Source organism: Bdellovibrio bacteriovorus (assembly GCF_048286975.1).
GTDB classification, from domain to species: domain Bacteria; phylum Bdellovibrionota; class Bdellovibrionia; order Bdellovibrionales; family Bdellovibrionaceae; genus Bdellovibrio; species Bdellovibrio bacteriovorus_H.
Genome location: NZ_JBLVRT010000003.1, coordinates 437,203 through 445,325, shown reverse-complemented (window position 1 = coordinate 445,325; position 8,123 = coordinate 437,203). Strand labels below are relative to the sequence as shown.

6 protein-coding genes are annotated in these 8,123 nt (G+C 48.9%); 5 read left to right on the top strand and 1 reads right to left on the bottom strand.

The window, feature by feature from the left end; genetic code table 11:
* The first annotated feature begins 151 nt into the window (after positions 1-151).
* The 5 genes from ACNQKP_RS12810 (at position 152) to ACNQKP_RS12790 (ending at position 6,972) form a co-directional block, all read left to right on the top strand.
* Positions 152-571: an SWIB/MDM2 domain-containing protein gene (locus ACNQKP_RS12810; protein WP_088565741.1), complete on the top strand. Its 420-nt coding sequence runs from the start codon at positions 152-154 to the stop codon at positions 569-571.
* Between the two features lie 444 nt (positions 572-1,015).
* The gene (gene map / locus ACNQKP_RS12805) at positions 1,016-1,780 is read left to right on the top strand and encodes a type I methionyl aminopeptidase (protein WP_417865067.1); all 765 of its coding nucleotides are present in this window, start codon (positions 1,016-1,018) and stop codon (positions 1,778-1,780) included.
* Between the two features lie 65 nt (positions 1,781-1,845).
* Entirely contained in the window at positions 1,846-3,228 is a 1,383-nt protein-coding gene (gene ahcY, locus ACNQKP_RS12800) for an adenosylhomocysteinase (protein WP_417865066.1), read from the top strand.
* 373 nt (positions 3,229-3,601) lie between these two features.
* On the top strand, positions 3,602-5,194 hold the full coding sequence (locus tag ACNQKP_RS12795) for a methyl-accepting chemotaxis protein (protein ID WP_417865065.1): 1,593 nt from the start codon (positions 3,602-3,604) through the stop codon (positions 5,192-5,194).
* 104 nt (positions 5,195-5,298) lie between these two features.
* On the top strand, positions 5,299-6,972 hold the full coding sequence (locus ACNQKP_RS12790; RefSeq protein ID WP_417865064.1) for a thioredoxin family protein: 1,674 nt from the start codon (positions 5,299-5,301) through the stop codon (positions 6,970-6,972).
* On the opposite strand, the gene ACNQKP_RS12785 is transcribed toward ACNQKP_RS12790, so the two are convergent.
* The gene (locus ACNQKP_RS12785) at positions 6,969-8,102 is read right to left on the bottom strand and encodes a DNA alkylation repair protein (protein ID WP_417865063.1); all 1,134 of its coding nucleotides are present in this window, start codon (positions 8,100-8,102) and stop codon (positions 6,969-6,971) included. The genes ACNQKP_RS12790 and ACNQKP_RS12785 overlap by 4 nt on opposite strands.
* Between the last annotated feature and the right edge of the window lie 21 nt (positions 8,103-8,123).

Below are 8,123 nucleotides of genomic sequence, written 5' to 3'. Positions count from 1 at the left end.
GTCTTAGAGGGGAAAACGGGGTCTTTTCCGCTTCCTGTGCGAAAAAAAAATGATTTCCCCTGCATTTTTCTTTAGACAAACGACTGGACTTGGATACACACTAAGCTCATTCGAGATAAACAAGACTAAAAACCTAACGGAGGAATTTCGAATGGCAAAAGCAAAAGCTACAAAAAAAGCTACAACTAAGAAAGCAGCTCCTAAAAAAGCAGCAGCAAAAAAAGCAGCTCCAAAAGCAGCTAAAAAAGCCGCTCCTAAAGCAGCAGCTAAAAAAGCAGCTCCAAAAAAAGCAGCAGCTCCTAAAAAAGCAAAAACTGCTCGTAAACCAAACGCAGCTTTCATGAAAGCGTTGACTCCATCTGCAGCTTTGGCAGCAGTTGTTGGTGCTTCTCCACTTCCACGTACTGAAGTTGTTAAAAAACTTTGGGCTTACATCAAGAAGAACAACCTTCAAGACACTAAGAACAAAAGAAACATCAATGCTGATGCAAAACTGAAAGAAGTTTTCGGCGGCAAAACTCAAGTTTCTATGTTCGACATGACTAAACTAGTTTCTAAACACCTTAAGTAGTAGGTCGTTTAAAACGGGGAAAAAAGCCTAGGTAAAACCTAGGCTTTTTTTTTGCCTTCTTTTCGGGGCTGGTGAAAAAGGCCCATCTCCTGCGTTGTCGGACTGCCTTCTCGCTCCGACGTACCATGGGTACGCCTCCGCTGCGAGGGCAGCCCTCCGCCTTGTATATGGACCTTTTTGACCAGCCCCTCGTCCCGTCGTGTACTGTGGGCTTCCGCTTCGCGGGGTCGCCTTTTGGGCTCGACTTTGTCGTTGCGGGTATTGCTTCCGCTTTGCGGGTTCGCTTTTGGCTGGGCTTTCGCCGTCGCCTTGGTGGGGGTGGGTTATTAGCTCGAATTTAGAGGGGAAACGGCTGATTTTATCCAAGGTGGGCTTGGATTTTCCCTGCTGGGAGTTGGGGTTTTGGTCTGTTCAAGGGTGGGGGGCTGTGCTATACCATCCTCTATGGGAATTAATCCGCTTTCTTTGGAAGAAATCAAAAAGATGACTGTTGCCTGCCGTATTGCGGCCGACACGCTCACTTACCTGGATAAATATATCAAAATTGGTATGACCACGAACGAGATCGATCAGCTTTGCTTCGATTTTATGGCGACCAAAGGTGCCAAGTCCGCATGTCTGGGGTATCACGGCTATCCTAAGTACACTTGTACTTCCATCAACGAAGTTGTCTGCCATGGCGTTCCTGATGACAAAACTATCTTGAAAGATGGGGACATTATCAATGTCGACGTGACTGCTTGGATTGATGGTTTCTTTGGGGACACTTCCAAGATGTACATGATCGGTAACGTTTCTGAAGAAGCCAAGGACCTGGTGGAAACCGCCCGTATGGCGCGTGATATCGGTATCGAAGCGATTCGACCGAACGGTTATACCGGGGACATCGGTTTTGAAACCAACAAGCTTGTGACCCGCAAGGGTTATGTGGCCGTGAAAGAGATCGGCGGGCACGGTGTGGGCCGCAAGTTCCATGAAGAGCCGTTTGTTCCGTCCTATGGCAAAAAGGGCAAGGGCGAGCGCCTGGTGCCGTTCCACTGTATCACCGTCGAACCGATGGTGAACCAAGGGACTGACGAAATCATCGAATTCGACATTCCAGGAAGCAGCATTAAGTACTATCATACTGCAGATAGTCTACTGTCCGCACAATTTGAACATACAGTTCTTGTGACGGATACTGGATATGAAATCTTAACTTTACCATAATTTTTAAAACCTAAGACAAGGACTTCAATCAAATGTCATTGACTACGACGAACGGAAAAACCGCTATGAAGAAAAATGCTAAAATGAAAGCTCCTGCTGCAGCTAAAACTGCTGCTAAAACTCCTGCTGTTGACTACAGAGTCTGCAAAGAAGCGATGGAAAACCCAGAGGTTTTCGCAAAGCTTGCTAAATGGGGTCGTGAAGAAATCAAGATTGCTGAAACTGAAATGCCAGGTTTGATGGCTCTTCGTAAAGAGTACAAAAAACAGCAGCCTTTGAAAGGCGCTCGTATCGCTGGTTGCCTTCACATGACTATCCAGACAGCGGTTCTGATCGAAACGCTTGTAGAGCTGGGTGCGGAAATCCGCTGGTCTTCTTGCAACATCTTCTCTACTCAGGATCACGCAGCAGCGGCTATCGCGGCAGCGGGTATTCCAGTATTTGCCTGGAAAGGTCTGACTGAAGAAGAATTCAACTGGTGTATCGAACAAACCATCGTGGGTTGGGGCAAAGAAGGCTACAACATGATCCTTGACGATGGTGGTGACTTGACGAACATGATGCACGAGCCTCGTTTCGCCAAAGAAATGAAGAAAATCATCGGTATCTCTGAAGAGACAACCACCGGTGTTCACAACCTGGAAGTCCTTGTAAAACAAGGTAAGCTGAAAGTTCCAGCGATCAACATCAATGACTCTGTAACCAAATCCAAATTCGACAACCTGTACGGTTGCCGCGAATCTTTGGCTGACGGTATTAAACGTGCAACGGACGTGATGGTTGCCGGTAAGATCTGCGTTGTTGCAGGTTACGGCGATGTGGGTAAAGGTTCTGCGCACTCTTTGCGTGGACTGGGCGCCCGCGTTCTTGTGACTGAAATCGATCCAATCTGCGCGCTTCAGGCGGCAATGGAAGGTTTCGAAGTGACGACTATGGAAGATGCAGCTCCATTGGGTGACATCTTCGTAACAGCGACTGGCTGCTGCGACATCATCACTGACAAGCACTTCATGAAAATGAAAAACAACGCGATCGTGTGCAACATCGGTCACTTCGATATCGAAATCGACATGGCTTGGTTGAACAAGAACTCCAAAATGCGTGAAGTGAAGCCTCAAGTGGACATCCACACTTTGAAAAACGGCAAACAAGTCATCATCCTGGCTAAAGGCCGTTTGGTGAATTTGGGTTGCGCTACGGGCCACCCAAGCTTCGTTATGTCCAACTCCTTCACCAATCAGGTGTTGGCGCAAATGGAATTGTTCATGAACCGTGACAAGTACCAGGACATCGCAGTTTACCGCTTGCCTAAACACCTGGACGAAAAAGTGGCGGCATTGCACTTGGATAAATTGGGTGTGAAGTTGACTAAACTTTCCTCCAAACAAGCCAAGTACCTGCACATGAGTCCTCAAGGCCCGTTCAAGCCTGAGCACTACCGTTACTAATCAACCCGCAAGGGAAGAGGGGCTGTCAGAGCCGGAAACGCTCAGACAGTCCTCGCGCAAAGGGAGCCATCATGGCTCCCTTTTTTTTGTTCTCTTACGATCTACTTCTTATATGCATTTTTGACATGCGCTGTGGAACTCGGTTTCCGGCTCTGACAGCCCCTCTTCCCTTGCTGGTGACCAGCTTGGTTGTGTGGGGATGGGGGAGTAGAGTAGAATTTTTTTTGTGTTGTTAAGAATTTTTGTGGTGTTTTGAAATTGGAATTTATTGAAGATCTTGAGATTTCAGAATCGAAATCAAAATAATTTAACGGGTTTGTTCCTTAGGTTTATTTAATCCGGGCCCGATACATTCCCCCATTAAGGGGAAATCATGAACGTACGAAGTTTGAATTTTAAAGTGTCTGTGATTGTTGGGATCCTTGTGATTTGTTCTGCTTTGATTGCGGTGATGAGCTGGCGCAGTCTTGGGAATCTGAATTCTACTTTGACTCATATTACGAACATCACGGTGCCTCGAATTGATCGGGATCACATGATGAAGGAAGTCTTCCTTACTCAAGTCATTAATGAAAGAAACTTTGCTTTGAATCCGGCCGGCAGTCCTGCTCGGGATGCGGCTCGTAAGTTTATTGGTGAACGTCATAAAGAGATGGCCGGGATTCTTGAAGAGCGTAAAGCACTGGCGGATGAAGCGGGGCTAAAGCATATTGCTGAGTTTGAAGCTGTATATAAGGAATGGACTGAACTGAACCAGCAAGTCACTGAACTTTATGATCAGGGACACGACAAGGAAGCTCTTAACATCCTGGTCACCAAAGGCCGTGATGTTCGTGTGCGTGGAACTGAGATTGTCGACGGCATGGTGAAAAGCAATAACGAGCGCATGCAGGCTGAACAAAAAGCGTCCACGGCTTCTTATGTCCAATCCCGCAATATCCTTGTGGGGACGGTGCTGGGTGCATTGTTGTTTGGGATTGCTTGTGCGTTCGTGGTGCTGCGTGCTTTGAGTGTGAGTATCAACCGTGTGATTTCGGATCTGACTGAAAACTCCACACAAGTGTCCGGGGCGTCCCAGCAGATTTCGGTTTCTTCAGAGCAATTGGCGGAAGCTTCATCCGAACAGGCGGCGTCTTTGGAAGAAACCGTGGCAACACTGGAAGAGCTGACATCCATGATCAAAATCAACGCGGACAATGCACGTGAGGCCGCGCGTTTGTCTGGCGAAACCAGTCAGGTTGCCAGCCGGGGCGACAAAGAGATTCATTCCCTGATGGACTCCATGCAGGCGATTTCCCAGGATTCCAAACGTATTGAAGAGATCATCAATGTGATCGACGACATCGCCTTCCAGACGAATTTGCTGGCGCTGAACGCGGCAGTCGAAGCGGCGCGTGCGGGCGAGCAGGGGAAAGGCTTTGCGGTTGTGGCGGAAGCGGTTCGCAATCTGGCTCAGCGCAGTTCTTCAGCGGCCAAGGATATCACCGAGCTTATCAAAGGCAGTGTCGAGAAAATCGACCGTGGTGCCAATCAGGCGCAGCAAAGTGGTAAAGTGCTGGGTGAAATTGTGCAGTCAGCCCAGAAGGTTTCCAGCCTGAACGCTGAAATTGCCAGTGCCAGTGAAGAGCAGTCCAACGGGGTTGCTCAGATCAGTAAGGCCATGAACCAATTGGATCAGGTGACTCAAGTGAACGCAGCGACTTCGGAAGAAGCTGCCGCCGCTTCACAAGAGCTGTCAGCGCAAGCCCAGCAGCTGGATAAAGTCGTGGACCTGTTGACCTACACCATCAAAGGCGTGCGCCGTGAAATTGCAGCCGCTGTGAGCAGTGTGCAGGAAAAGGCCAAGACCATCGACATCAAGTCCGCCAAGAAACGCCCGGCACCGGTCGCCGCAGCTCCACGCAAAGCCCCCGCAACCGATTCCATGGACGACTGGGGCAAAGTAGGAACCACCGAAGGCTTCTAAAAAAGGTGCCTGGTGACTTTTTACATCTACGCCGCAGCATCGGCGGTGTAGGCGTTGTTATCTGCCTTCGCCGTGATAGGGTTTTAAGATATTCAGGAGGACTTATGAAGGTTCTTGGTTTTATCTTAACCCTGTTCATCGTGGCATCCGCATTCGGTCGTCTTTCGGACGGCAAAGCCACATTCACCGTGAAAGACGGAAAAATTGTCGGCGCCATTCAAAAAGGCTTTCATTTCAACAAAGAAGCTCCGGCGGCTTTTGCCATGAAAGGCGCGGAGATCGCTCCTTTGGTTAAAGAAGAGTCTCAGCTGATCTTTGCAATGCCGGCAAAAGAAAATGAGCCATTCGAACTTGGCTTCTATGTCTGCGACGACAAGAAAACCGTCTGTGAAGAGCATAAAATCACTTACGTGCTTTCCGGGGGAAAATTAAAGTCAGCTAGTGAAGTCAAAAAAGTCGACCTTGCCAAGCCGGAAGTGAAAGCTTCCGCGGGCAAAGTTCACAAGAACCACCACGGCTTTATCGAAAATGATCTGGAAGCTGCCAAAGTTTTGGCGGCTAAGTCCAAAAAGAATCTGCTGGTTGATTACGGCGCCCCTTGGTGTCCAGCCTGTGTTCGTCTTGAAACCGAGGTGTTTGGCACCAAGGCCTTTAAAAACGTCACGAAAGATTTCGTGCTTGTCGCTTTGAATGCTGACATGACCGTCAATAAATCCTTCGGGAAGCAGTACAATATTAAAGCTATTCCCACAGTGTTGATCTTAAAACCCGACGGCACCGAGCTTTATCGTGCGCTGGATTTTGCGCCCGCTGATGTTTACGCCAAACGCATCAAAGACGCGAAAAAGAATCTTCAGTCGGCTGCGGATCTTGAAAAGCTGGCGCAGGCCGGAGATCCAAAGGCCATCGAAACCCTGGCCGAAAATGCCTACAATGCTCTGGATATGGAAAGTTCGGTAAAGTGGTATCGTCAGATTGATTCCAAGTCCGATCGTTTTGCTTCGGCTGAAACTTCAATGGCTGCAAAAAAGGCCCGTGCCGACAAAAAAACGGACGAGTATTTTACCATCCTGAAAAAATGGGCCGACCTGAAGCCGCAAAGTTTCACCGGCGTGACAGCCACCAACGAATGGGCCGAGTTCCTGCTAAATGAAAAGAAAGAACTTCCGGCTGATTTGAAAGAACGCCTGAAGGCCAACTGCGAGTTCCTGCAGAACCTGACCAAATCCAAAGCTGACACCGTCAAATGGGTGGCGGCGTGGGATGTCAGTCCAATGGCGCCGGTAGAGCGGGCGGAAGCCCTTTCCATGTGGAAAACATCTGCCGAAGCTTTGGGGCAAAAAGAGGAAGTCGCAAAAATCCAAAAGGAACTGCAGGAAGAAGTGCGTTCTTTGAAACTTTCAGAAACACGACCGGGCGAAGTGATGGCGACGTTGTATTACTTCCGTCAGGCCGGACTTCCTGAAATTGAAGAATCCTGGCTGCTGAAGCTTGAAAAGGCTGATCCCAACAGCTACGTGCCACACATGAAGCTTGCAAACTACTATGTGCGTAACAAGTCTTATGAAAAAGCCCTGCCGCAGGCCAAGCTGGCAGTGGAGTTGGGTGAAGACCTTCGTCTTCATAACCTGCAAACTTTGGCCGAGATCCAGAAAGAACTAAAACAAAAGGATGAAGCCAAAAAGACCATTGAGATCGCTTTGGCTCATCCGGAAGTGAAAGAGGAACGCTTCAAGGAAGTTCTAAAATCCCTGGAGCAGTTGAAGAAAGACCTTTAATCCTTCAAAAGGAAAGTGGCCTTCCCCAAGCTCTTTCCATTCACAAAGATCTCGACAACATGCGAGCCCGGGTAAAGGACTCGCGTGGTCACCGGGCGGAAGGAATGCTTTTTCGTGAACTCCATCCGCTTTTTGGCTTTCAGCTCTTTATTGGCAAGCTTGAACACCTTGGCTGAATTTGTGCCGTTGGCTTTTTTATAGTGAATCGCATAGTCCACCACAACCGTCGCATCCTTCGGGCTGGTAAGAGCAAACGACATTTCAAGGTGGCCGCCGGTTTTCACGGTCTTTGGCTTCAACGTCAGATCATGCAGCTTCACTGTGGCTTCGGTATGATAACCCAAAAGCTTTAAGGCCTCCGGGTTTCCGGCCTTTACTTGCGTTCTCAGAGCGTGGCGTGTGATCCAGTCAATTTTGGTTTTATGCTCTTTCGGAGCCTCTTTCTGCCAGCGCTTCAGGGTTTTGATCACCACATCTGGATGGGTTTTGGTGATGTCATTCAGATGATTGGCCACGGACTTGCGCACGTAAAGCTCTTCATCGTATTTCAGTTTTTCCAACAGTTTTAATGTCGGTGCCGGGTCTTTGATAAATTCGCGCAGCAGTTCGCCCCACGGCAGACGGGGACGGGAGCCTTCTGAAACCCAACGGCGTACGTGATGGCTTTCATCCTGTGTCCAGGCCATCAGCTGTTTCAGTGTTTCTTCCTGACGGTGGATCAGGAACGGGCGCACAGCCCATTCGGCGGTGAATTTCTGGGTCAGCGTGTGCAGACCCTTCATGGATTCATCAAAATGTTCCAGGCCGTAAGCTTGGACAAATTCAGTGAAAGCCCAAAGGTCAAAGCCTGACAGCGGCTCAACGCCGGGTTTGGGCTTCGTTACAGCTTTGAGTAAAATATTTAAGGCTTTGGTGTAGTCTTCGGGAAGATGAGACTGCAAGCGCCCGCGGATCAGCTGAACACGGGGTTTCATCTCAAGCGCAGAAAGTTCGCGGCTGAGCTTTTGAAAGCTTTTGCTGTCGAAATCAGAGTGGTGATATTGCAGGTGTTCAGCCATACGGCGCACCAGTGCTTCGTTGATCCAGTTTTTAAAGGCCGATTCGTTTTCAGCGGTTTTCTTCTGCGGCATAAGGCAGCCCTTCCGTCTGAT

Bases quoted from the DNA above. Each gene is read 5' to 3' on its own strand.
- ahcY (WP_417865066.1), top strand. From the start codon at position 1,846: ATGAAGAAAAATGCTAAAATGAAAGCTCCTGCTGCAGCTAAAACTGCT.
- ACNQKP_RS12810 (WP_088565741.1), top strand. From the start codon at position 152: ATGGCAAAAGCAAAAGCTACAAAAAAAGCTACAACTAAGAAAGCAGCT.
- ACNQKP_RS12795 (WP_417865065.1), top strand. From the start codon at position 3,602: ATGAACGTACGAAGTTTGAATTTTAAAGTGTCTGTGATTGTTGGGATC.
- ACNQKP_RS12790 (WP_417865064.1), top strand. From the start codon at position 5,299: ATGAAGGTTCTTGGTTTTATCTTAACCCTGTTCATCGTGGCATCCGCA.
- ACNQKP_RS12785 (WP_417865063.1), bottom strand. From the start codon at position 8,102: ATGCCGCAGAAGAAAACCGCTGAAAACGAATCGGCCTTTAAAAACTGG.
- map (WP_417865067.1), top strand. From the start codon at position 1,016: ATGGGAATTAATCCGCTTTCTTTGGAAGAAATCAAAAAGATGACTGTT.